General features: G+C 74.1%; 16 protein-coding genes. 10 read left to right on the top strand and 6 right to left on the bottom strand.

Annotated features, from left to right (window positions below; translation table 11 throughout):
• Positions 1-7: 7 nt before the first annotated feature.
• Positions 8-907: a MauE/DoxX family redox-associated membrane protein gene (locus IE313_RS24355; protein ID WP_189935780.1), complete on the top strand. Its 900-nt coding sequence runs from the start codon at positions 8-10 to the stop codon at positions 905-907.
• A 234-nt stretch (positions 908-1,141) separates the two neighbouring features.
• Here the strand turns inward: IE313_RS24355 and IE313_RS24350 are convergent, their stop codons facing one another.
• From IE313_RS24350 to IE313_RS24335, 4 genes are all read right to left on the bottom strand, one after another.
• Positions 1,142-3,013, bottom strand: a complete 1,872-nt coding sequence (locus IE313_RS24350; protein ID WP_189935779.1) for a phospholipase C — start codon at positions 3,011-3,013, stop codon at positions 1,142-1,144.
• Between the two features lie 175 nt (positions 3,014-3,188).
• Entirely contained in the window at positions 3,189-4,526 is a 1,338-nt protein-coding gene (efeB, locus tag IE313_RS24345) for an iron uptake transporter deferrochelatase/peroxidase subunit (protein ID WP_189935778.1), read from the bottom strand.
• Positions 4,523-5,749: an EfeM/EfeO family lipoprotein gene (locus IE313_RS24340; protein ID WP_189935776.1), complete on the bottom strand. Its 1,227-nt coding sequence runs from the start codon at positions 5,747-5,749 to the stop codon at positions 4,523-4,525. The genes efeB and IE313_RS24340 overlap by 4 nt, the downstream gene beginning before the upstream one ends.
• A gap of 495 nt (positions 5,750-6,244) precedes the next feature.
• A complete protein-coding gene (locus tag IE313_RS24335; RefSeq protein ID WP_189935775.1) occupies positions 6,245-6,709 on the bottom strand; it encodes an RrF2 family transcriptional regulator in 465 nt (154 codons plus the stop codon).
• Positions 6,710-7,005: 296 nt separating this feature from the next.
• Between IE313_RS24335 and IE313_RS24330 the strand changes: the two genes are divergently transcribed.
• The 5 genes from IE313_RS24330 to IE313_RS24310 all read left to right on the top strand — a co-directional run bounded on the left by IE313_RS24330 (position 7,006) and on the right by IE313_RS24310 (position 15,218).
• Entirely contained in the window at positions 7,006-9,765 is a 2,760-nt protein-coding gene (locus IE313_RS24330; RefSeq protein WP_373317050.1) for an FAD/NAD(P)-binding protein, read from the top strand.
• Positions 9,766-10,109: 344 nt separating this feature from the next.
• Positions 10,110-10,994, top strand: a complete 885-nt coding sequence (locus IE313_RS24325) for an ABC transporter substrate-binding protein (RefSeq protein ID WP_189935773.1) — start codon at positions 10,110-10,112, stop codon at positions 10,992-10,994.
• Positions 10,991-11,893 (top strand): amino acid ABC transporter permease, encoded by a 903-nt coding sequence (locus IE313_RS24320; RefSeq protein WP_229924907.1) that lies wholly within the window; start codon positions 10,991-10,993, stop codon positions 11,891-11,893. The genes IE313_RS24325 and IE313_RS24320 overlap by 4 nt, the downstream gene beginning before the upstream one ends.
• Positions 11,890-12,687: an amino acid ABC transporter ATP-binding protein gene (locus IE313_RS24315; protein ID WP_189935771.1), complete on the top strand. Its 798-nt coding sequence runs from the start codon at positions 11,890-11,892 to the stop codon at positions 12,685-12,687. The genes IE313_RS24320 and IE313_RS24315 overlap by 4 nt, the downstream gene beginning before the upstream one ends.
• Positions 12,688-13,040: 353 nt before the next feature.
• A complete protein-coding gene (locus tag IE313_RS24310) occupies positions 13,041-15,218 on the top strand; it encodes a SpoIIE family protein phosphatase (RefSeq protein ID WP_189935770.1) in 2,178 nt (725 codons plus the stop codon).
• Positions 15,219-15,441: 223 nt separating this feature from the next.
• Here IE313_RS24310 and IE313_RS24305 read toward each other — a convergent pair whose 3' ends face one another.
• Positions 15,442-16,071 (bottom strand): TetR/AcrR family transcriptional regulator, encoded by a 630-nt coding sequence (locus IE313_RS24305; RefSeq protein WP_189935899.1) that lies wholly within the window; start codon positions 16,069-16,071, stop codon positions 15,442-15,444.
• Positions 16,072-16,179: 108 nt separating this feature from the next.
• Here IE313_RS24305 and IE313_RS24300 point away from each other — a divergent pair, with 108 nt between their 5' ends.
• From IE313_RS24300 to IE313_RS24285, 4 genes are all read left to right on the top strand, one after another.
• The gene (locus IE313_RS24300; RefSeq protein ID WP_189935769.1) at positions 16,180-17,553 is read left to right on the top strand and encodes a cytochrome P450; all 1,374 of its coding nucleotides are present in this window, start codon (positions 16,180-16,182) and stop codon (positions 17,551-17,553) included.
• Positions 17,550-18,425, top strand: a complete 876-nt coding sequence (locus IE313_RS24295) for an SDR family NAD(P)-dependent oxidoreductase (protein WP_189935768.1) — start codon at positions 17,550-17,552, stop codon at positions 18,423-18,425. Before IE313_RS24300 ends, IE313_RS24295 begins: the two co-directional genes overlap by 4 nt.
• On the top strand, positions 18,422-19,966 hold the full coding sequence (locus tag IE313_RS24290; protein WP_189935766.1) for a flavin-containing monooxygenase: 1,545 nt from the start codon (positions 18,422-18,424) through the stop codon (positions 19,964-19,966). Before IE313_RS24295 ends, IE313_RS24290 begins: the two co-directional genes overlap by 4 nt.
• A gap of 419 nt (positions 19,967-20,385) precedes the next feature.
• The gene (locus tag IE313_RS24285; protein WP_189935764.1) at positions 20,386-20,661 is read left to right on the top strand and encodes a hypothetical protein; all 276 of its coding nucleotides are present in this window, start codon (positions 20,386-20,388) and stop codon (positions 20,659-20,661) included.
• Positions 20,662-20,793: 132 nt separating this feature from the next.
• Here IE313_RS24285 and IE313_RS36030 read toward each other — a convergent pair whose 3' ends face one another.
• On the bottom strand, positions 20,794-22,947 hold the full coding sequence (locus tag IE313_RS36030; RefSeq protein ID WP_189935763.1) for a SpoIIE family protein phosphatase: 2,154 nt from the start codon (positions 22,945-22,947) through the stop codon (positions 20,794-20,796).
• Between the last annotated feature and the right edge of the window lie 580 nt (positions 22,948-23,527).

Genomic DNA, 23,527 nt, shown 5'->3' with positions numbered 1-23,527 from the left:
AGGGCCGATGATCTCACTCCTCTCCACCCTCGCGCCCCTGCTGTGCGGCGGCCTGCTGGCCGCAACCGGTGCGGGCAAGCTGTTCGGGCGACAGGTGGCGCGGCAGGCCGCCGGCACCGTGCTGGTGCGGCTCCTGGGCGACGGCCGGCGTGCCGCGCGTGCGCTGCGCTGCGTCGGCGCGGCCGAGCTGGCCGTGGCGGCCGGCCTGCTCGCGGCCCCGCGGGCGGTGGCGTCCTGCGGGGCCGCGGCGGTGCTCGGCGCCGGCTTCCTCGGCTACCTGGGGTACGCCAAGGCGACCGCTCCCCGGTCGTCGTGCGGCTGCACGGCGGGCGAGGAGGGGCCGATCGGGTGGCGGTCCTTCACCCGTGCCGCCCTCGTGGTGGCGGCCGGCCTGGCCGCGCCGGCGGCGGACGGCACCTGGTGGTCCGCCCCGGCCGGGCGTCCGGTCGCGTCCGCGGTCCTCGTGCTCCTCGCCGCGGCCGTCCTGGTGGTGCTCTTCGGCGGTGTGGACCGGCTGTGGCTGCTGCCGCTGCGCAGGGCGCGGCTGAGGGTCTTCGGCCATCCGCTCGGGGGACCGGCCGCCGGAGCGCCGGTGGCGGCGTCCGTGGAACTGCTGGAGCGCTCGCTCGCCTGGCAGGCGGCCTCGGCCGTGGTCCGCTCGGGACTGCTCGACCACTGGGACGAGGACGGCTGGCGCATCCTGCGGTACGCGGGCGTGCATGAGGGAGGGCAGGGGGCGCGGCCGGTGAACGTGCTGTTCGCGCTCGACCTCGCGGCGACCGTCGACAACACCCCGCGGCCGGCCGTACGGGTCACCGTGGTCGACGACGCGACCGACGAGGTGGTGCAGGTCCCCCTGCCCACCGCGGCCCCGCGCACCCTCCTGCCGCTGGCGGAACCGGCGTAGGCCGGGCGCACCTCCCGGCAGGGGCGCCCCCCGGCCGGGAGGTGCGCCCGCGGGAAAAGGTCCGGGGCCGGCCCGATTCGGGCCGGCCCCGGATGTGCGCGATCTGCGGCGCCGTCACCGCCGCGGTTTCGACCGCGGCGGCTCCACCGCGGTGGCGCCTACCGCCGCCTCACCGGGGTGGTGCTTACCGGTGCACCGGCACGGTGGTACGTGCCGGTGCACCGGCGCGGTGGGTCAGTGCGCCGAGCCTGCGTGGGCCCTGCGGCGCCGCAGCACCGCGACCCCTGCGCCCGCGCCGACCAGCGCGACCACGGCCGCGGCACCCGCGACGGCGTAGGACGGCGTACCGTCGCTGCCGTTCGCGGACAGCGCGATCTCGCCGCCGGTGTACTGCGCGGCGTCCACGGCCTTCTCGCTCGCGGTGGCCACGTGGTGCGGGATGCGGCCGACCGACTTCACCGAGCCGTCGCTGTTCAGCAGCACCTGCTGGTTGTTCGGGTGCCGGAAGTCGAACATGCCGTTCAGGGAGCCGGCGTCCTTGTCGAACGAGCTGTCACCGATCCGGCCGATGTGCCAGTTGTCCTCGATGAACTTCACGACCGAGGCCTGCTGGGTCGGCGTGTGGTCGACCGCGTTGACCTTGCTGTACGGCGAGACGACGATCAGCGGCTGGCGCGGGCCGGGGCCGCACCGGTCGGCGTAGCCACCCGCGGCGGCCGGGCCCGCCTGGCAGGCCGGGCTGTCGGTGGGGTTGCCGTGCGAGTCGGGCGCGGTGTCCTTCGAGCCGTTCTTCACCTTCGCCATGACGTGGTCGTACCAGCCGTCCGAGTCGTCGTAGGCCAGGACGATGGCGGTGTCCTTCCACTGCGAGGACTTCTGCACCTTGTTGATCGTGTCGACCAGGAAGTGCTGCTCGTCGACCGGGTCCGAGTAGCCGGCGTGGCCGTCCTGGTAGGAGGCCGCCTTCAGGTAGCTGACCGACGGGAGGTTGCCGGTCTTGAGGGCCGCGTCGAAGTCGGTCAGGTCGTACTGGTGGTTCGCCTGTCCGTCGTGCCCGATCTCCTTGACGCTCTTGGGCGGCAGGTGGTGCGGGTTCGCCGTCGACTTGTAGTACTGGAAGGGCTCGTGGTGGGGGCTGTAGTCCTCGACCGCGGCGCCGCCCACGTTGGTGTGCGTCACCGAGGCGCACTTGGCGTAGTGGCCCTGCTGGCCGTCCCACGCGGTGCCGGGCTTGAAGCCGCCCTGGAACCAGCCCCAACTGACGTGCTTCTGGCTCAGCAGGTCACCGATGTTCTTGCCCTGCATGGCGCCGAGCGCGTTCTTCGAGGTGTGGTCGGAGCCCGAGCAGTCGTCGTACGCCGGGTCGGGGTCGTTGATCATGGTGCCGACGCCCTTGGCGTCGGGCGAGACCACGGTGTACGGGTCCGGCTTGTCCGTCTGCTTGGGGTTCTCGCTGCCGGACGCCGGGTCCGTGGAGATGATGCCGTGGGTCTGGCCCGAGACCACGCTGATGGCGCCGGGGCTGGAGGGGCCGTACACGTCGCTGAAGGAACGGTCGTTCAGCGAGTAGTGCTGGGCGTAGTTCCACCAGGCGGTGACCGTGTTGCCGTCGTAGTAGTCCATCACCAGGCCCGGCTCGCCGAAGAGGTTGCCGGAGCACTTGCCCGAGTCGGTGTTCTCGACGAACTTGTCCGCCTTGCCGCCGTTGTAGGCGTACTGCTCGGGCGTGTAGCTGTGGTTCTGGTCGCAGGTGACGGCCTGCTCCTGGCTGAGCCGCTTGGGCTGGTACTGGTTGGGGTTCTTCGTCAGCAGACCCGCGTGCGCCAGGGTGTCGATGTCCTTGGGCGTGTGCTTGGACGCCTTGAACGGCGTGCCGTCCGTGTTGGCGGCCTTCGGGTAGGTGGCGAAGTAGTGGTCGAAGGAGATGTTCTCACCGAAGATGACCACGACGTGCTTGATAGGAGTCGCCGTGCCCCCGTAGTCGTGCCCCGACGCGAGGGAGGGTCCTGCGGCACCGAGGACGGTCAGCGCGGCCGCCCCTGTCAGTGCTCCCGCCCGCACCGCCCAGCGGTGTGCTCGTCGGGGTCGTCTTGCGTTCTTGGCCATGCGTTCGACATCCTTCACTGCTTTTGAACATGTATACGGGGAGTGGCGTACGACCCGGAGTCTCAGCGTGGTCCACGACAGCGCGGCGGCCCTGTCGTGAAACCCGGGTGAAGGGCGGGTCATGAGTTGCCCAGAGATTTTTGGCCTGTTCTTGACCCTCCTTCCGGGGGGTCGCTCAGGTCAGCAGACCCCGCCCCCACCAGTCGTGTGCGTTCCGGACTCCCGGCAGAGCGTAGAAGTAACCACCCCCGAAAGGGGAGATGTAGTCGGTCAGCGGTTCGCCGGCGAGGCGCTGCTGGACGGTTTTGAACTGCCGCTGGAGGTCCTGCTGGTACGAGCAGAAGAGCAGGCCCATGTCCAGGTTGCCGTTGCTGTCCGTGCCGCGGTCGTAGTTGTAGGACCGCCGCAGTATCCGGTTCCGGTCGGTGTCCGCGGTCCGGGGGTTGGCCAGGCGGATGTGGCTGTCCAGCGGGATGACGTCGCCCTTCGGGTCCTGTGCGAAGCGCGGGGTGTCGTGCTCGTGGTTGCCGTCCAGCGGCGCACCGGTGTCCCGGCTGCGCCCGAACATCCGCTCCTGCTCGGTGAGCGAGACCCGGTCCCAGAACTCCACCAGCATCCGGATCAGCCGGACCGCCTGGTAGCTGCCGCCGTCCGCCCACGCCGGCTCGCCGGACGGGGGCCCCGCCCAGACCAGCCGGTTCATGGTGCGCCGGTCGGCGCGGTCCGGGTTGGCGGTGCCGTCCTTGAAGCCCATGTGGTTGCGGGGCGTCCCACTCGGCCGCGGCGGGGAGGAGAACCCGTCGAGGCGCCAGCGGACCTGGAGCCCGCCGCGGGTGTGCCGGGCGATGTCGCGCAGCGCGTGCAGCACGGTGTCCTGGCTGTCGGCGCAGAACTGGACGCTGATGTCGCCGTCGCACCAGGCCGGGTCGAGGTCGTCGTCGGGGAACGGCGCCATCGCGGTCAGCCGCCGCGGTGCCCGGGGTCCGAGCCCGTAGCGGTCGTCGAAGAGCGAGGCGCCCACCCCGACGGTCACCAGCAGCCCGCCGGCGGGGACCTCGGGGCCGAGGGTGCCGGAGTCGGTGGGCGGTGCGGTGATGCCGGCCGGTGGCGGGGCTCCGCCACCGGTCAGGAAGCGGGCCCGCTCCGTGAGCGTCCGGAACAGGTCGGCGAGGTCGGCGCGGGCGTCCGCGGTGACGTCGAAGGACACGAAGGCGGTGCTGCGGCAGGGCGCCGCGAGGATGCCGTTCTGGTGCACACCGTGGAAGGGGACGGGGCGCTCGGCGCGCGGCGCGGGAGTGTCCGCTCCGGCGTGCGCCGCCTGACCCGCCACCAGGCCCACGGCGCCCGCCGCGCCGGCGGTGCCCGCTACGGCGGCGCCCCGCAGGAAGCCGCGCCGGGTGCGCCCCGCCGCGGCCGCGCCGGTGCGGGGCGCCGGGCCGGGGGCGCCGCCGGTTGCGGCCGTCTCCGCCGCCCCTCCGTTGCCGGGGCGCTCGGTGCCGTCGGCCGTGGTCATGCCGTCCTCCGTACGTCGCAGATGGCCGCGATGTCCGCCAGGCGTTCCAGGGCGTCGCCGGTGGCGGCGTCGATGTGCTGGCGGTCCGGGCGGCTCAGGTCCTTGAGCGGGGTCCAGCGGCCGTCCTCGTGCTGGGCGTCGAGCAGCTTCTCCAGACGGCCCAGGGAGGCGTCGAGCGCGGTCAGGTGCGGGTAGCGGGTGCGCAGCAGGGGGCGGAGGCGGGTCAGGACGGCCCGGGTGCCGTCCAGGTTGGCGCGGGCGGTGGCGAGGTTGCTGCCGCTGCCGTAGTCGGTGCGCCCGGTCAACTCGAACTGCAGGGTGTTCTCCAGGATCTCGTGAGCGCGCAGACCGAGGTCGAGGGGGTCCATGCGCTCCGTGGCCCAGTTCGTGCGCAGGGTGTGCACGTCCTTGGCGAGTCGGTCGGCGACCGGCCGCAGCGCGGCTGCCGTCCCGCCGTGCCACAGACCCTGTTCGAGGCGGTGGAACCCGGTGAAGCCCGGGTCGTCGACACCGCCGGGCAGCCCCGCGTCGGTGCCGTTGATGGCCTGGTCGGCGTCGCCGAAGGTGCCGTAGGCGGCGCCCATCCGCTCGTACAGGAGGTGCGCCGTCAGCCATGCAGAGCGTGCCGCCGCCAGGTCGCCGGAACGCACCTTCGCCCGCAGGGTGTCGGTGGCGCCGGCCAGGTCGTCCATCCGCCCGCCGACCCACTTCTGGTAGGCGAGGGTGGGCGGGATGAGGTCGTGCTGGTCGACGGGGACCGCGGCCGGGCCGCTGCCGTGCGCGGGGCCGCCGATGCGCACCTCGGGCCCGGTGACGGCCGCGGCGTCGTCCGGCAGGCAGCGGAAGCGGTAGGTGCCTGCGCCGAGCCGGGCGCGCAGCGGGCGCGTGGTGCCCGGGGCGAGCCCTTCGACCTCGCCGTACACCGCGCCGGAGCGGGCGTTCACCAGATGGACCTCGGCGGGGCGGTCCATGGTGTTGTGCAGTTCGAAGACCTGGGTGCCGGGGTGCGGCCGGCTCCAGCCCCGGCCGCAGGTGCCGAGGGAGACGTCGATCCCGGTGCCGGCCTCCGCGGCGGACTCCTTGTCGCCGTCCGGGCCCGAGACGAGCGTGACGGTGCCGATCGCCACGCCCGCGACCACCACGGCGAGGGCCGGCGGCAGCCATCTGCCGCGCCCCTGCCACCAGCGGCGCCCCGGCGGCTGCTCGTCGGGCGTCTCGGCCATACCGACCTCCCTCATCACGTCGGGCTGGTACGACCACGCCCGGATCCCTGCGTCGGGCGCGGGCCGCGCCCCACGGGTGCCGGGCCCGCACCACGAGCGCGCGCCGCCCGCGCCGCGGACCATCCTCGCGTGCCCGGGCAGCCGGTCGACAGCCGCCCACCCCTTCGGCGGGGCCACCGCGTGCGCACCGTCCGGAATGCCGGACACGCGCCATCACAGGCGCGGCCGGCGCCCTCCCGGGGAACGCCGGGCGGCGTCCGGGTGTCACGCGGGCGAACACATCCCCCGTGCCGGGGCCCGCCCTGGCCTGCACGGCCACCGGCGGGGCGGAAGTCCGGGCATCGCGCACGCCCCGTCAGCGGCCGGCGGCCGCCCTCCGGGGACACCCGGCGTCCTGCGGCACCCGGAGGCCCGCACCCGGCGCCCCGCGTCGTGGAACCCGGCAGCCCGCCGACCGGCCACCCGCCCTGCGGCGAGCGCCCCGGCGGGGGTGCCTCATTCGCTGTAGTTCCGCACGTCGTCGATGTACTCCCGGGCCCGGTCCCGCACCACGTCCGGCAGTGCCCCGGAGGCGAGGTCGGCGAAGGTGGTGGTCTCCAGGACCTGCCGCAGGCTGGTCCGCACGGCCCGCCACACATCGGGCAGCACCGCAGCGGCCCCGGGGTACTCCAGATCGCTCAGGCTCAGGTCCCGCACATTGGCCAGCGGCCCGTCCATCGCACGGATCACCGCGGCGAGGGTGATCTCGGCGGGGGGCTGCGCCAGCACGTACCCGCCGGTGGGGCCGCGGACGCTGCGCACCAGGTGCGCCAGGCGGAGTTCGCGGAGGATGCCGAAGAGGAAACGCACCGGGATGTTCTGCCGGGCCGAGAGTTCGTCGGCGGTCAGCGGCGCGTCCTGTGCCGCCGCCAGTTCGGCCATCGCACGGACCGCGTAATCCGTCTTGGCTGTGATCCGCACCGGCGAAAGGTACCACGCCGCCCCGTTTCCAACCGGTCGGTGGCGACCCCCGGACACCCGTTACCGGACACCCGCGAGAGCCCCTCGGCTCCCGGGAACACAAGGTCCCCCGGCAGTCCCGGGAGGAGCGGATGCAACAACCTCCGTCCTTAACAGCACCAAGTTCACCGAAACGGTGTAGTATCACGCCGGGCGCAGTCCGGCGCCAACAGCGAACGTCGGCCCCGCCACATCGCCGGGCCGGGTGGGAGGTCGGGGCGTTGACAGCATCGGGGCGAAGCCGGAACGTAGCCGTCGTGGGCGCGGGCGCCGCAGGCGCCATGGTCGCCATCCAGCTCTGCGAGACCGCGGCCCGCCGCCGCGTGTCCTTCGACCTCACTCTGATCGACCCGGCCCCCGAGGCCGGCCGCGGCACCGCCTATTCCACCCCCGACCGCCGGCACCGCCTCAACGTGCCCGCCGGGAACATGAGTTGTTACCCGGACGACCCGGGCCACTTCGTCCGCTGGCTGTGCGGCCACGGCGAACCCACCGTGACGCCCGCCGACTTCGTCCAGCGCTACCGCTACGGGGCGTACCTCGCCGACACCCTGGGCCGTGCCATCGTCGCGGCCCAGGGCGTCGTCAAGGTCCGCCGCGTGCGGGCGCGGGCCGTCGGCTGCCGGTGGAGCACCGCTCCCGACGGCCGGGACAGGGCCCGTATCGACCTCTCCGACGGCCCGGCGGTGACGGCGGACTGCGTCGTCCTCGCGACCGGCCCCTTCCAGGCGGACGCGGCCTGGGCGCCCCCGGCCCTGCGCGCCAGCGACCGCTTCGTCGCCGACCCGTGGGCGCCCGGCGCGCTCACCGAGGCGCTGCGCAGGGAGCGGCGGGACGACATCCTGTTAGTGGGCACCGGCCTGACCGCCGTCGACATGGCCCTGCTGCTCGACCGCCCGCTCCGCACGGTGCACGCCGTGTCCCGCAACGGCCGCCTGCCGCAGGCGCACTCCGTCACACCGCTGCCCGCCGCGTCCTGTCCCACCCCGCTCCAGGGGCTGCCCCTGGCCGGGCTGCGCGCGGCGGTGCGCGAGCACATCGCCCGGGTGCAGCGCTCGCACGGCGACTGGCGGCCCGCGCTCGACGGGCTTCGCCCGGTGACCGCCGAGGTGTGGGCGGCGCTCTCGGCTGAGGAGCGCGCGGAGTTCGTCCGGCGGGACAGCTCGCTGTGGAACGTGCACCGCCACCGGATGCCTCCGGCCACCGCGGAGCAGGTGAGCCGGATGCGCCGCACCCGCCGCCTGCGGCCGTACGCGGGCGGGATCACCTCGGTCGTGCCGCAGTCCGACGGTTCGCTGACGGTGTCCGTCGACGACCGGGGCGAGCCCCGCACCCTGTCGGTGGGCTGGGTCGTGGACTGCACGGGTCCGGGGCTGCGGGTGCCGGACCACGCCGACCCGCTGTGGCGGAGCCTGCTGGACGACGGGGCCGCGGTGCCCGGCCCGCTCGCCATGGGCGTCGGTACCGAGGCCGGACGGCTGCGGGACGCCGCGGGGCGGGCCGAACGCGCCCTGTGGACGCTCGGCGCCCCGCGGCGCGGCGAGCTGTGGGAGACGACCGCCGTGCCCGAGATCCGCGTCCAGGCCGAGGGCGTCGCGCGGGCCGTGCTGGCGTCCTGGGCCCCCGCCGCCGGATCCGGTGCCGCCGCGACAGGCCCGGACCTGGCCGAGCGGCCGGGACGGAGCAGGGGCCCGCGCCGCCCGCTCGACGTCTCCGGCTTCCCCCTGAGTACGCACTCCGGCGCCGCCGCGGCCTACCGCACCGGTGTGCACCGGCTGCTGAAGGTCCGTTCGGGGGCGCGGGAGGCTTTCCGGCGTGCGGTGGCGCTCGATCCGGGTTTCGCGCTGGCACACACCGCGCTCGCGCTGATCGGGCACGAGTGCGGGGCGGCCGTGGACGTGCCGCGTGCGCTGGCCGATGCCCGGCGCTGTGTGCGGGAGGGCGCCGGCGCGTACGAGCGCTCCCTCACCGAGGCCGTCGCCCGGCGCGTCCAGGGCACCCGGGCGGAGGGCGACGCGGCCCTGGTGCGGCACCTGGACACGTATCCCGGTGATGCGCTCGCGCTCTCGGTGGCCGTGCCCACCATCGCCTTCTCCGGTCTGCACTGCCTGGACGGCGGTGCCGCCACCCGTCTGGTGGAGCGCACCGCGCCGGCCCACGACGGGCACTGGTTCCACACCTCCCTGATGGCCTTCGTGCGCCAGGAGGAGGGCCGGTTCGACGAGGCAGGCGAGCTGGCCGAACGGGCACTGGCCGCGGAGCCGGGTTCCGGTCACGCCATGCACGCACTGGCCCATGTGCGCTACGAGCGCGGCGAGCACGAGCGGGGCCGCGGCGAGCTCGACCGGTGGCTCGGGCACCAGGGCCGCGGCGGCTCGCACCGCGCGCACTTCTCCTGGCACGCCGCGCTGCACGAACTGGCCCTCGCGGACCCCGCGGCGGTGCGCCGCCGCTGGTCCGAGCAGCTCTCGCCCGCGAAGGTGTGCGGCATCCGGGCACTGGTCGACTCGGGCTCGCTGCTCTGGCGGGCCCGGACGAGCGACAGTTGGCAGGGCGCCCTGCCGATCCAGGAGGTGCTGGAGACGGTGCCCACGGAGACGCTGGAGCGGCCCGCCAACGCCTTCGTCGCACTGCACGCCGGCGTCGCCCTGGCCGCGGCCAAAGACGTGCCGGGCCTGCGCAGACTGCACGACCACGCACTGGGTGCCGACGCGGTGCAGCGGGAGCTCATCGCACCGCTCTGCGCGGCGTTCGAGGACCTCGCCGAGGAGCGCTGGGCACCGGCCGCGCGGCGCCTGGAACGGCTGCTGCCCCGGCTGCACGCGGTCGGCGGCAGTGCCGCGCAGCGCGAGGTGGTGGAGGAGACGCTGCTGTACGCGCAGATCCGCTGCGGCCGCCACGAGGCCGCACGGTCCCGCCTCGCGGACCGCCTGGACCGCCGCCCCTCGCCGCACGACCGCCGCCGGCTGGCGGCACTGGCCGACGGGTCGGCCCCGGCGGGCGCGGCCACGGCCTGACGCCACGGCGGACGTGAGGCGGGTGCGGGCCGGGTGGCGTGCACCCGCGCCGCCCCGGCCCGGGCCGGGGCGGCGGGCCCGCTGCCGTCGCGCCGCACGGACCGCGAACCCGCGAACCCACGAACCCACGAACCCACCGAGGCTCCCGTCGCCGCCGACGCCCCGTCGCCGCCGACGCCCCGTCACGCTCGACGCACCGTCGGCACGGACCTCCCGCCACCACCGGCGGCCGCCTCGCCCCGCCACCGCCGACAGCACGTCACGCCGCCGCGAGCAGGCGGAGTTCACACGTCCGCAACGGAACCGTCTCGACAGGCGGGCCCGGGTGCTGGCAACCTCCCGCCATGCACTTCGCCGCCCGCACCTCCCTTCCGGCCCTGCTGGCCGGGTTACTCGTCGCCCTCGCCGCCTGCGCCCCGGAGCCCGACGCGTCCGACGGCGCGGCGGGCAAGGAGACGTCCGCCGCGTCCGCCGCGTCCTGCGCAAGGAGCTCCCTCGCCACCAAGACCGGGGGCAGGCTGACGGTCGGCACCGACAAGCCCGCCTACGAGCCCTGGTTCCAGGACGACAGGCCGGCCAACGGCAAGGGCTTCGAGTCCGCCGTCGCCTACGCGGTCGCCCGCTCCCTCGGGTTCGCAAGGAGCCAGGTCGTCTGGCAGACCGTGCCGTTCAACAACGCCTACGCACCCGGCAGGAAGACGTTCGACTTCGACATCAACCAGGTCTCCATCAGCGACGCCCGCAGACGGGCCGTGGACTTCTCCTCCGGCTACTACACGGTGCGCCAGGCCGTGGTGACGCTCAAGAAGTCCCGCTTCGCGCACGTCACCACCGTCGCCGGACTGAAGGACGCGAGGATCGGCGCCCAGGTCGGCACCACCAGCCTCGACACCGTCGACGACCTCATCAAGCCGGTGCACAGACCCGCCGTCTTCCAGAAGAGCGACTACGTCAAGGAGGCACTGCGCAACGGCCAGGTGGACGCCGTCGTCCTCGACCTGCCGACCGCCTTCTACATCACCTCCGCCGAGGTGCCTGAAGCGACGATCACCGGTCAGTTCGGCGACACGTCCGGCAAGGCCGAGCAGTTCGGGCTCGTGCTCGACAGGAGCAGTCCGCTCACCTCCTGCGTCACCAGGGCCGTGGACGGGCTGCGCAAGGACGGCACGCTGGCCGCGCTGGAGAAGAAGTGGCTCTCCGACGCGGCCTCCGTGCCGGTGCTGAAGTGACCGCGCACCCGGCAGCCGGCCTGGCGGAGGGGCCCGCGGGGACGGCCGGGGACGGCTACACGCCCTCTCCCCGGCGCCTGGCGCGGGAGCGGTACAAGCGCGCCAGGACCCGCAGGTCCGCCGCCGCCGCCGGGTTGTCCACCGCGGTGACGGCAGTGGTGCTGTACCTGCTCATCACCGGCTCACCCGGCTGGCAGCGCACCCGCGAGACGTTCTTCAACGCCAGGTACGCGCGCATCGCGCTGCCCGACGTGCTTCAAGGGCTGCTGCTCAACCTGGAGCTCCTCGCGGTCTGCGGCAGTTGCGTCCTGGTCCTCGGCCTGCTGCTCGCCGTCGCCCGCACCCTGCGCGGCCCGGTCTTCTTCCCGCTGCGTGCGCTGGCCACCGCCTACACCGACTTCTTCCGCGGGCTGCCCCTGATCATCTGCCTGCTGCTGATCGTCTTCGGGGTGCCGGCGCTGCGGCTGCAGGGGGTCACCACGGACCCGGTGGTGCTCGGCGGCAGCGCACTCGTCCTCACCTACTCCTCGTACGTCGCCGAGGTGTTCCGCGCGGGCATCGAGTCCGTGCACCCCTCGCAGCGCGCGGCGGCCCGCTCGCTGGGCCTGTCCGGTGCCCAGACACTGCGGTACGTGGTCCTGCCGCAGGCCGTGCGGCGGGTGGTGCCGCCGCTCCTGAACGACCTGGTGTCCCTGCAGAAGGACACCGGCCTGGTCTCGATCGCCGGGGCCGTGGACGCGGTGTACGCGGCGCAGATCATCGCGGGCAGGGACTTCAACTACACGCCGTACGTGGTCGCCGGCCTGGTCTTCGTGGCCCTGACCATCCCGATGACCCGCTTCACCGACTGGGTCACCGCCCGGCTCGACCGCAGGCGCACCCAGGGAGGCACCGTATGAGCGGCTCGGCCGTGCAGGAAGCCGCAGCGGGGGCGGGCACGGACGCGGGCCCCGTGCTGCGTGTGGAGCACGTGCGCAAGACGTACGGGCGCCACCGGGTCGTCCTGCGCGACGTCACGCTGGAGGTCCCGCAGCACACCGTCACGGCCCTCATAGGCGCCTCCGGCTCCGGCAAGTCCACGCTCCTGCGCTGCGCCAACCTGCTGGAGGAGATCGACGACGGCGCCATCCACCTGGACGGCGAGGAGATCACCGACCCGCGCGCCGACGCCGACGCGGTGCGGCGCAGGATCGGCGTCGTCTTCCAGTCGTACAACCTCTTCCCGCACATGACCGTGCTGCAGAACATCACCCTCGCCCCGCGCCGGGTGCTGGGCGTGGGACGTGCGCAGGCCGAGGAGCGGGCCCGTGCGCTGCTCGACCGGCTGGGCCTCGCCGACAAGGCGCACGAGTACCCGGACCGGCTCAGCGGCGGGCAGCAGCAGCGGGTCGCCATCGTCCGTGCGCTCGCCGTGCGCCCCCGGCTGCTGCTGCTCGACGAGATCACCGCGGCCCTCGACCCCGAGCTGGTCGGCGAGGTGCTGACGGTGGTGCGCGGCCTCAAGGACGAGGGCATGACCATGGTGCTGGCCACCCACGAGATGGCGTTCGCCCGCACCGTCGCCGACCAGGTGTGCTTCCTGGACGACGGCGTGGTCCGCGAACAGGGCAGCCCCGAGCAGCTCTTCGGCGACCCGCGCGAGGACCGCACCCGCCGCTTCCTGCGCCGCATCACCGAGGCGGGACGGCTCTAGGGGCACGGGGACACGGCGCCCCTCCGGGGCCCGTGTCCCCGTGCCCCCCATACCTCCGGGCCCCGGGCCCCGTCTCGCGGGGCCGTCTCCCGGGGTGCGCCTCGTCGACGGCCGGGCGGCGCCGGCCCGCGCACACGAGCCCGGCTACGCCGTGTGCGAGCACCGGCACCGTCCGTGGCGAGCGGCCCGATGCGGAACCGTCCCGGCCGCGCGCCGCCCGGCGCTGCCGTTTCGCCCTCGCCCCTCGACCCTCGCCCCTCGACCGCGGTCGGCTTCCATATTTGGCAATAAGGGACAAATTGCATAAGAATCAACGAGATGCCACATTCGCCTTCGACGCATGGTGACCCTGCATGGCCCACCCCTCCAGCGGTGACGCGCCCGAGCGGCGCGAGTCCGCCCCTGCCCCCGTCTTCGGAGTCACGGCCACCGCACTGGTCGACGGCACCGGGCGGATCACCGGGTGGTCGCAGGGTATGGAGCAGCTCCTGGGGCACCGGGCGGCGGACGTGGTCGGCAGGTCCGTGGACGCCGTGCTGGCCGATGCCCAGGACCGGGCCCGAGGGACCGTCGGCGGCGCCGGCTCCCCCGGCGAGGCCGACGCGGCCTGGCTGCGGGCCCTCGTGGAGTCCGGCTGCGTCCGCAAGGCCGGCGCCGAAGGCCACTGGTCGTGCGTGCTGCGGGCACGGCACGGCGAGGGCCGCTCGGTACCGGTGGCCATCGAGGCCACCCCCATGGCGGGACCCGGCGGCGGGACGCAGTGGCTGCTGTCGGCCGTCGGTCTCTCGGTGTCCGAGGCGGCCGCCACCGACGGCAGCTCGCTGCTGCGCACGCTCATGGAGCGCTCCCCCGTCGCGCTCGCGGTGTGGGACACGGACCTCAACTGCATCTGGGTGAACGCCACCGCCGCGGAGGTCGGCGGGATGCCCAGCCGCCGGGTCGGGCGGCCGCTGAACGAGGCGGCGGCGCTGGGCTTCGACCTCTCCGCGATCGCTCCCGTGATGAAGCGCGTGCTCAGGGACGGCAAGCCGGTGATCGACCTGGAGGTGCGCCGCAGCCGCAGCGACGGCGAGGAGAGCGCCCTGTCGGCGTCCGTCTTCCGGCTGGACGGCGCCGACGGCACCCCGCAGGGCCTGTGCACGGTCGGCATCGACGTCAGCGACAGCCTCGCCCGCCAGCGGCTGGCCCTGCTGAACAAGGCCGGCACCCGGGTCGGCACCACCCTCGACACGATGGCGACCGCACAGGAACTCGCCGACATCGCCATCCCCGCACTGGCGGACTTCGCCACCGTGGACCTGGCGGACTGGTTCCCGATCGGCGAGGTGCCCAGGGAACGCCCGGGAGGCGCCGCCCACGGCGACCGGCCGGCCTTCAGGCGGGGCGGGATGGCGTCGATCCACAAGGGCGTGCCGGAGGCCGTCTTCTCCCCCGGCGAGGTGGTCTACCAACCGGCCTCGTCGCCCATGGTCAAGCCGCTCCTCACGGGCGAGTCGTACTTCGAGCCGCGGCTCGACACGGCCCACCACTGGCTCACCGAGGACCCGGTCCGCGCCGAGATGATCCGCAGGACCGGGATGCACTCGGTGATGTACGTGCCGCTGAAGGCGCGCGGCGCCATCCTCGGGGTGGCCGTCTTCGCCCGTACGGAGAATCCGGTGCCCTTCACCCGCGACGACCTGCTGCTCGCCGAGGAGCTCGCCACGCGCGCGGCACTGAGCCTGGACAACGCACGCCGGTACTCGCGCGAGCGCAGCGCCGCCCTCGCACTCCAGCGCGACCTGCTGCCGCGCCGGCTCAGCGGCGGGGCCGGCCTGGAGGTCGCCTCGCGCTACCTGCCGACGGACAAGCACGAAGGAGTCGGCGGCGACTGGTACGACGTCATCTCGCTGTCCCGGGACCGCGTGGCCCTCGTGGTGGGGGACGTGGTGGGCCACGGGATCAACGCGGCCGCCGCGATGGGCCGGCTGCGCACGGCCGTGCACACCCTGGCCGCACTGGACCTGCCGCCGGACCTGCTGCTCGCCCACCTCGACCAGGTGGCCCTGACCCTGTCGGACGAGGCGGTCGACGGGGACCGGTTCGGCATCCCGAGCCTCGCCGCCACTTGCGTCTACGCGGTCTACGACCCGGCGACCCGGGTCTGCACACTGGCCCGGGCCGGCCATCCGCCGCCCGCGATCGTCACTCCGCAGGGCCGGACCAGCTTCCCGGAGGTGCCCACGGGCGGGCCGGTGGGCTGGGGCCTCGCCACCTACGAGTCCGTCGACGTGAAGCTGGCGGAGGGCAGCACCGTCGCGCTGTTCACCGACGGCCTGATCGAGAGCCGCAAGGACGACATCGACACCGGTCTCGCCCGGCTCGCCACCGCACTGCGGCACGACACGGACACGCTCGACGCCTGCTGCGCGCATGTGATCAGGACGATGCTGCGCAGCGCCACGCCCGAGGACGACGTCTCGCTGCTGCTGGCCCGCACCCGCGCGCCGGGCGCCGAGCCCGTGCGGAGCCGGGGGCGGCGCAGGAGCTGAGTGCGGGCCGGCAGCCGGCCCGCCGGGCGGGCGCGCGCCCGCCGCGCCGCCGGTGACGGAAGACCGCGCCCCCGGTTCGGTCGCCACACCGCAGGTCCACCCACCGGGCGCGGCGCCGCCCGTGCTGCCGTGGACGGCGTGACGGCGTGAACGGCGGTGCCGCGGTGTGCACGGCGGCCGGCCGATGGGGATCGCGGGGTGCCGGTCGCCGTGCCCGGCGTCCTCAGCCGCGCGGCCCGAGCAGGGCGACGGATGCCTGGACGGCGACCTCGGTGATGTCCCCGGCGCGGCCGCCGTCCTCGACGGTGGTCGCGATCAGTTCGCGCATGCCGCCGAGCAGGACGACCGCCAACTGCCGGGGCACCGGGCCGATGCCGGCGGCACGCATCTGCTCGGTGCCGCACAGCGTCTGGATCATCACGACGAGGGACTCCATCAGCCGCCGCTGGAGATCGCGCGCCCCGGCGCCGAGTGCCGGCAGGTCGCGGATCCAGCTCAGCATGGTGGTGGGCCTCGACTCGGCGCACGCGATCCACGCCTCGACCGCCTGCCGCACCTGGGCGCGCCAGGGCGCCGCGGGGTCGACCGCCTCGGAGATCTGCCGCACCATCTCCGCGTTGGCGTCGGTGAGCAGGGCGACGAGGCATGCCTCCTTGTCGGCGAAGTGCTCGTAGAAGGTGCGCCGCGAGGTGTGTGCGCGGCGGACGATGTCCGCAACGGTGGTGTTCCGGTAGCCGTCCTGCTCGATCGAGGCGGCGAGCCCGTCGAGCAGACGCTGACGGGGACTCGGCTGGACGTCCGGCGCGAGCGCTGTCGCCGTCCCCTGCGCACGGTCCCGGTCTCCCGCTGTCATCACGCCACTCACGCTACACCGCCTCCGCCGGGGCCTTGACGTGATGGTACGTCGGCGTACCGTACGACTGGTACGCTCACGTACCACTGTCGGGAAGGTGTTCCCCCCATGGCCACGACCGTGACGCTCCCTCCGGGTCCGTCCGCCCCGCGCTGGGTGCAGGGCGGCTATGCGCTGGCCCTGCCGCACCGCGGTATGCGGCGGCTGCGCGACCGCTACGGCGACGCGTTCACCGTCGACGTGCCGATCTTCGGCCGCGCCGTGGTCATCAGCGATCCGGCCGAGGTCAGGCAACTGTTCCAGTCCGGCACCGAGGACTTCGACAACCTCGAACGCAACCTCGGCCGCGTGCTCGGCCCCGGCTCGCTGTTCGCACTCTCGGGCGAGGACCACCGCAGGCGGCGCAAGCTCCTCGTCCCGCCCTTCCACGGCCGCCGGCTCGCCGCCTACGAGCGGATCATCGAGGAGGAGGCGGAGCGCGAGTTCGCCGGCTGGCCGCAGGGCAGGGCCTTCGCCACGCTGCCGTCGATGATGCGCATCACCCTGAACGCCATCCTGCGGGCGGTGTTCGGCGCCGAGGGCGCGGAGTTCGCCGAACTGCGGGAGCTGCTCCCGGCCATGGTCGAGCTGGGCTCCAGGCTCGCCGTGGTCCCCGTGCCGCAGGACGGCTGGGGCCGGTGGAACCCGTGGCACCGGTTCAGGGCCATGCGCCGCTCCTACGACGCGGTCGTCGAACGGCTCATGGCCAGGGCGGAGCGGGAGGGCGGACTCGACCGGCGCGACGACATACTCGCGCTGCTGCTGCAGAGCCGCCACGAGGACGGCACGGCGATGAGCCGCAGCGACATCGCCGACCAGTTGATCACCCTGCTCGCCGCCGGGCACGAGACCACGGCGACCACGCTGGCCTGGACCGTCGAGCGGCTGCGCCGCCACCCGGCCGTCCTGCGCGAGCTGGTGGCGGAGGCGGACGCCGGCGGCAGTGCGCTGCGCGAGGCGGCCCTGCTGGAGGTGCAGCGCACCCGCCCGGTCATCGACATGGTGGGCCGCCAGGTGAGGGCGGACTCCGTCCGACTCGGCCGGTGGACGCTGCCCAGGGGGTACGCGGTGCTGGTCAGCATCGCCCTGGTCCACGACGACGACTCGGTCTTCCCCGAGGCGCGGACGTTCGACCCGTACCGCTTCCTCGGCACCAAACCGGACCTGTACCAGTGGATCCCGTTCGGCGGCGGTGGCCGGCGCTGCCTCGGAGCGGCCTTCGCCACCATGGAGATGAACGTCGTCCTGCGCACCCTGCTGCGCGACTTCGTCCTGGAACCCACCGGCGAGCGCGCCGAGCGGTGGCACTCGCGCGGCGTGGCCGGCGCTCCGGCCAGGGGCGGCCGGGCGGTCGTCCGCCGCCGGACGGCGAGCGCCGCACCGTCCCCCGGGCGCACCACCGCCCCCGGGGCTCCCGCCCGGGTCCCCGGGGCACGCGCATGACCGGGCGGGGGCGGGTGCCCCGCACCAGGACGCGGCGCGCCGTGCTCGGCGGACGGCCGGTGGTGATCACCGGTGCGGCGTCCGGCATCGGCCGCGCCCTCGCCGTGCGGCTCGCGCGGCTCGGCTCGCCGGTCGCGCTGGCGGACCTGGACGAGGACGGGCTGCGCAGGACCGCGGCGTCGCTGCCGGCCCCGGTGCTCGCGCGCGTCCTCGACGTCCGCGACGCGCAGGACGTGCTGCGCTTCGCCGCCGATGTGCGCGCCTGGCTGCCGGGCCCGCTGGCCGCGGTGTTCAACAACGCCGGTGTCGCGGTGACCTCGACCGTGCTGGATGCGGTGCCCGAGGACGACGACTGGCTGCACGCCATCAACTTCGGCGGGGTGGTCAACGGCACCAGGGCGTTCCTGCCGATCCTCGTGGCGCAGGACGAGGGCGTCGTGGTGAACACCTCCAGCGTGTTCGGGCTGCTCGGCATGCCCTACCAGAGCGCGTACTGCGCCTCGAAGTTCGCCGTCCGCGGCTTCACCGACGCACTGCGCCAGGAGCTGCGCGGCTCCGGCGTGCGGGCCGTCACCGTGCACCCGGGCGGCGTCGCCACCGGCATCGCCCGCAACGGGCGCATGCACACCGACCCGCAGGGCCGGGGGCGGACGAAGGAGCAGTTGGCGGCGGAGTTCGAAGCCGCCGCGATGACCTCGCCCGACCGGGCTGCCGAGATCATCCTCCACGGCGTCGAACGCGGGAAGGCCCGTATCCTCGTCGGGCCGGACGCGTACCTGTTCGACCTCCTCGCGCGCCTCGCCCCCACCCATTACCACAGCGTGCTCGCGCGCATCGCCTCCCTGCGCGCCCGACCGAAGGAGTCCGCATGAGCGGCGCCGACGCGACCGTACCCGCCGGGCCCACCACGGACGTCGACGTGCTGATCATCGGGGCCGGGCTGTCCGGCATCGGTGCCGCGCACCACATCCAGACCGCCTTCCCGCACCGCACCTACACGATCCTGGAGGCGCGGGAGGCCGTCGGCGGCACCTGGGACCTGTTCCGCTACCCCGGCGTGCGGTCCGACTCGGACATGCACACCCTCGGCTACCGGTTCCGGCCGTGGACGCGTCCCGACGCCATCGCGGACGGCTCCTCGATCCTTCAGTACATCCGCGACACCGCCGCGGAGGCGGGCATCGACCGGCACATCCGCTTCGGCCACCGGGCCGAGCGCGCCGCCTGGTCCACGAAGGACGCGCGCTGGACGGTTAAGGCGGCGGTGCGGGGCGGCCGAACGGTCCTGCTGACCGCGCGCTTCCTGTACGTCTGCACGGGCTACTACCACTACGACGCCGGCCACGAACCGCCCTTCCCGGGCGTCGAGCGCTTCACCGGAACGCTCGTCCACCCCCAGCGGTGGCCCAAGGACGTGGACCACACGGGCAGGAAGGTCGTGGTCATCGGCAGCGGCGCGACGGCCGTCACCCTCGTTCCCGCGCTGGCCGACCGGGCCGCGCACGTGACGATGCTCCAGCGCTCGCCCACCTATGTGCTGGCCTCCCCGGCCCGGGACCCGCTGGCGCGCCGGCTGCGGCGGCTGCTCGGCCCGCGCCGCGCGTACGCGGTCACCCGGTGGAAGAACATCGCGGTGGGCACGCTGGTGTACCGGCTCAGCCGGCGCCGCCCGCACCTGGTGCGGTCGATGATCCGCAAGGCCACGGCCCGCCGGCTACCGCCCGGCTACGACATCGACACCCACTTCAACCCGCGCTACGAGCCCTGGGACCAGCGGCTGTGCCTCGCGCCCGACGGAGACCTCTTCACCGCCATCCGGCGGGGGCGCGCGTCCGTGGTCACCGACCGGATCTCGGAGTTCACCGCGACCGGGCTGCGCCTGGCATCGGGCACCGAGCTTGCCGCGGACCTGGTCGTCACGGCCACCGGGCTGCGCCTGCTGGCGTTCGGCGGGCTGCGGCTGAGCGTCGACGGCCGGGACGTCGACCTGCCGGGCACCATGGCCTACAAGGGCCTGATGCTCGGCGGCGTGCCCAACTTCGCCTTCACCATCGGGTACACCAACGCCTCCTGGACCCTCAAGGCCGACCTCGTCGGCGAGTACGTCGTCCGGCTGCTGCGGCACCTCGACGCCCACGGTTACGACCAGTGCGTACCCGTCAACGACGACCCCTCCGTCACCGAGCGGCCGCTGCTCGACTTCCGGGCCGGGTACGTGCTCCGCTCCGTCGGCGCGTTCCCCCGCGCCGGCTCCCGGGCCCCGTGGCGGCTCGGCATGAACTACGCGCACGACGTGCTGACCCTGCGGCACGGCCGTATCGACGACGGCACCATGCGGTTCACCCGGCGCACGGACGGCGGCCAGGACCCGGCGGACCGGGCGGCCGAAGGCACGAGGACCCGGCAGCGGTAGGCCGCCGTCCTGCCCGATCGGGATACCGCCGACTTCCGCGGGGGTGGACGCCGACTTCCGCGGTGGGCGTTGACGGCACCCGGCACCGGTCCTACCGTCATGTTCGAATGCACGACCCGCGTACGGCATATCGAACTTGCGACCCTCTCGCTGGACCCCGGGAACCAGGCATCCGCCGGGTCCGGCCCCCTGCGACCAGTCGCCGCGCCACAACGACCTGTCCGTCGAGCCCGCGGGCACCGCTGGACCCGCCGACTCCGCTGCGCCCGCCGCCGCCGACACCGGCTGGACGGCGAGCGGGCCCTGGGCCCCCTGCCCCAGGTCCCTGCGGCCCGCGGGCGAGGAGGGGCACGACCGCCCGCGGACCGTTCCGCGAGTCGCCCCCGGGCTCCTGCCCACCCGCCCTAAGATCCACAACCGTGGCGCATACCTTCGGTGAGCTGGTGGAGAAACAGCAGGTGGCGAACGAGGCGCAGGCGAAGTTCCAGGCGCTGCGGGACAGGTACGGGCCCCCCGCGGGCGAGGGCTGGACGGACCAGCAGACCGAGACGTACGAGACCGCGTTGCGGGCGTGGCGGGACCTGGAGCGCGAGGTGCAGGCCGCGGTCGCGGAGTTCGCGAAGGAGCAGCGGCGCGCGCGGCACGAGGTGGAGGCCGATGTGAGGGCCCGGGCGGGCGGCCCGCCGGCCGGTTGAGCGGCCCGCGGGCCGGTCGAGGGGCCGCGCGGGCCCGCGCCGGGTGCCGCCGGGCCCGGCGCTACGGGGCCTCGCCGTAGCGGAGCCTCGCCGTACGGCGCCCCGCCTCGTCCCGCAAGGAGGTGCGGGAACTCACCCGAACGGCTTCCCGCCCTGCCGCCCCGCGCGCGTCCGGGCCACGAGGAGGGCGACGTCGTCCTCCTGCGGAGCCTGCGCCCTCATGCGGGTGACGACGCGCGTGCACAGCTCGTCCAAGGCGGCCGGCGGGTTGCGCAGCGCGCCGGCGAGGCGGTCGAGTCCGACGTCGATGTCGATGTGCCGGGCCTCGATCAGACCGTCGGTGTACAGGACGATCAGCGTTCCCTCGGGCAGTTCCAGGTCGACGCACTCGTAGCCGCCGATGCCCGTGCCGATGGGCGGGCCCACCGGAGTGGCGGGCATGGCGACCCGGCCGTCGGGAGCCACCAGCAGCGGCGGCGGATGGCCCGCGCGCGCCAGGGTGCACACGCCGCCGACCGGGTCGTACACGGCGTAGAGGCAGCTTGCGCCGACGATCGGCGGCGAGCCCGTGGACCACGTGCCGGACTGCGCGAGGGAGGCGGTGACCTCGTCGAGGTGGGCGAGCAGTTCCGCGGGGGGCTGGTCCAGGGCGGCGAGCGTGTGGACCGCCGTACGCAGGCGTCCCATGGTGGCGGCGGCATGGATGCCGTGTCCGACGACATCGCCGATGACCAGCGCGACCCGGGCGCCGGGCAGGGGGATGGCGTCCACCCAGTCCCCGCCGACGCCCTCGTGCCGGTCCGTGGGCAGGTAGCGGGTGGCCAGGTCCACCGCGCCGCCGCCCGACAGCTCGCCGGGCAGCAGGCTGCGCTGCAGGGCGAGCGCGGCGGTGCGCTCGCGGGTGTAGCGGCGGGCGTTGTCCAGACTGAGCGACGCCTGCACGGCGAGTTCCTCGGCCAGCAGCAGGTCGTCCCGCGAGAAGGGCACCGCGTTCTCGGTACGGGCGAACACGGCGATGCCGAGGATGGTGCCGCGCGCCCTCAGCGGGACCATCATCAGCGAGTGCATGCCCGTCTCCTGGATGAGCCGCCGGCGGGTGGCGTCGCGGTCCAGCCACGTACCCGGGCCGGTCTCCATCACGGGCTCCAGATAGGACCGGGTCCCGCCCAGGACGGTCAGGAAGGGCGAGCCGGGCGGCACGTACACCACGTCGCCGACCTGGAAAGCGGCCTCGGGCACGCCTTCGTGGACGGACGTCATGCCGGCGCGGCGGAAGACGGGGATGCCGGCCTCCCCCGCGGCCATCCGCTCCAGCGGCTCCTGGCCCAGGGGCACCGCCTCCGCGAGGTCCACCGTGGCGTAGTCGGCGAGGGCGGGGACGGCCGTGTCGGCGAGTTCCTGTGCCGTCGTCGTCACGTCGAGGGTGGTGCCGATGCGCTGGGCCGCCCGGCCAAGCAGCGCCAGTCGCTCGCGTTCCCAGGTCCGGGTGATGTCCAGCGAGACCGTGCAGACGCCCAGCGGGCCGCCCTCCCGCCGGGCGAGGGGGAACAGGCAGGACGAGAAGACGGCCTCCCGGCCGTCCTCGGGCGACACCCAGCGCACCAGGTGGTCGACGATCGCCTCCCCGGAGTCCAGCACATCCCGCATCACCGGTTCGGTGGTGGTCCGGTCGAAACCCCGCAGGATCCGGCGCGTGGGCGGTACGGACCCGCCCGAGCCGGGCAGTCCGACCGCTTCTTTGGCGGCCCGGTTCGCCCACACCAGGCGCAGCCGGGTGTCCCACACCGCCACCGCCAGCGCCGACCTGTCGAGGAGCGCCGCCTGACCCCCGCCCGGCCCGGCACCGTCCGGCAGCCCCGTGGCGGCGACGAACCAGCACCGCTCGTCGCCCGCACGGGTCAGCGGGACGACGTCCACGTTCAGGCGCAGGACCCTGCCGTCGCGGTGCCTGACCGCCACCACCGTGCTCGCGTACTGCCGACGGTCCCGGCGCCCGGGGGACGCGAGGGGCGAGGATCCGGCAGGCGCGGCCCCGGTCGCCGACGGCCGCAGCGGCGCGGACCGCGGCGCCAGGTCGGCCGGGTGCGCCAGGATCCGCCGCACGGAGCGGCCGACGACGTCCTGCGCACGGTGACCGAGCAGCAGCCGTGCGCCGTCACCCCACTCCAGCACCGTCCCGTCGGAGTCGATCAGGGCGAGGGCGGGCGCGGGGACACCAGGTGCGCTGTGTGCGAAGCCGGAGGCGACCCGCCCCGTGCCGGTGGCGGACCCGAGCTTGCACGCCATGCCGTTGCCCTTCGTGGCTTCCTCTCGCTCCCGGCAGGCCCCCCGGCGACCGCCGCTCCCGTCTCCCAGCGTAACGAGAGCGCTGTCCCGGAACGGGTCGTCGCTGCCCGCGGGGCGGAACAGCAGGTCGGGCACACCGCCGCCACCACCGGTACGACCGCCGCGTGAAAAGCCGCAGCGGAACGGACGACATCGCCTGCGAAAAACGACGCACAGGTTTTCCCACGGAGTCCTGAAATGGGTCCGGCAGAGAATTTGGAATTCGAGCGGAGCGAAATTCGACCACACAAGTACGACAGCGTCCCGCATATGCGCAAGGTACGCGCGAATTCGCGAGAACGGGACACCGGCAAACGCCTCCCCACCACGCCCACCTGCACGGAAACAGACATAAGTACGGCGGTTTGGATCGTTATGTCTTGATCAGGAACTCTTTGGGATTTCACGACACCGCTTCGAAACAATCACAGTATTGACACGTCTCATTTCATGTCGGGTAATTGATCGCCCGTGGATTCACGAATCCCTGATTGCGGCCCCTTCCCGGGGCCCGTATCGATTGGTCAAGGTGTTGACACAT

Source organism: Streptomyces sulfonofaciens (genome assembly GCF_014656295.1).
GTDB classification, from domain to species: Bacteria; Actinomycetota; Actinomycetes; order Streptomycetales; family Streptomycetaceae; genus Streptomyces; species Streptomyces sulfonofaciens.
Note: the sequence above shows the minus strand (reverse complement) of the source record. Positions and strands in the feature narration are given on the sequence as shown.

Excerpts from the sequence above, each read along its gene's own strand:
- IE313_RS24355 (WP_189935780.1), top strand. The coding sequence starts at position 8 with ATGATCTCACTCCTCTCCACCCTCGCGCCCCTGCTGTGCGGCGGCCTG.
- IE313_RS24350 (WP_189935779.1), bottom strand. The coding sequence starts at position 3,013 with ATGGCCAAGAACGCAAGACGACCCCGACGAGCACACCGCTGGGCGGTG.
- efeB (WP_189935778.1), bottom strand. The coding sequence starts at position 4,526 with ATGACCACGGCCGACGGCACCGAGCGCCCCGGCAACGGAGGGGCGGCG.
- IE313_RS24340 (WP_189935776.1), bottom strand. The coding sequence starts at position 5,749 with ATGGCCGAGACGCCCGACGAGCAGCCGCCGGGGCGCCGCTGGTGGCAG.
- IE313_RS24325 (WP_189935773.1), top strand. The coding sequence starts at position 10,110 with ATGCACTTCGCCGCCCGCACCTCCCTTCCGGCCCTGCTGGCCGGGTTA.
- IE313_RS24315 (WP_189935771.1), top strand. The coding sequence starts at position 11,890 with ATGAGCGGCTCGGCCGTGCAGGAAGCCGCAGCGGGGGCGGGCACGGAC.
- IE313_RS24310 (WP_189935770.1), top strand. The coding sequence starts at position 13,041 with ATGGCCCACCCCTCCAGCGGTGACGCGCCCGAGCGGCGCGAGTCCGCC.
- IE313_RS24305 (WP_189935899.1), bottom strand. The coding sequence starts at position 16,071 with ATGACAGCGGGAGACCGGGACCGTGCGCAGGGGACGGCGACAGCGCTC.
- IE313_RS24300 (WP_189935769.1), top strand. The coding sequence starts at position 16,180 with ATGGCCACGACCGTGACGCTCCCTCCGGGTCCGTCCGCCCCGCGCTGG.
- IE313_RS24295 (WP_189935768.1), top strand. The coding sequence starts at position 17,550 with ATGACCGGGCGGGGGCGGGTGCCCCGCACCAGGACGCGGCGCGCCGTG.
- IE313_RS24290 (WP_189935766.1), top strand. The coding sequence starts at position 18,422 with ATGAGCGGCGCCGACGCGACCGTACCCGCCGGGCCCACCACGGACGTC.
- IE313_RS36030 (WP_189935763.1), bottom strand. The coding sequence starts at position 22,947 with ATGGCGTGCAAGCTCGGGTCCGCCACCGGCACGGGGCGGGTCGCCTCC.